Here is a 234-nt window from a genome sequence, read left to right on the forward strand (position 1 = left end):
CTGAAAGGGAAGACTTGGTGATGCTCGCTGAACGCTATAGCGAATTCGGGGCGGCACCGAGTTTGCGCCACCGCGTTATCGGCGGATTGAAAGGGCTGCGGAAGCTTGAAAATCCGCAGGTTCTTTGCCTGGAAGCAGAACTTCACGAACAAGCCGGCAATACGCGTTTTGCAAAGCATCTGTATGAGGCAGCGGGGAATTTTCCGCTGGCACTTGTCAAGCAGGGACAGCTTG

Annotated in this window: 1 protein-coding gene; it reads left to right on the top strand. The window is 54.7% G+C overall.

The genetic code is table 11. The features are described from left to right. Nucleotides 1-17 precede the first annotated feature (17 nt). Nucleotides 18-234 (top strand): hypothetical protein (locus tag R0J87_RS24910; RefSeq protein WP_498889708.1); only part of this gene is annotated, 217 nt, incomplete at its 3' end.

This window comes from Halomonas sp. SIMBA_159, from assembly GCF_046536035.1.
In the GTDB taxonomy this organism is placed as follows: Bacteria; Pseudomonadota; Gammaproteobacteria; order Pseudomonadales; family Halomonadaceae; genus Vreelandella; species Vreelandella venusta_A.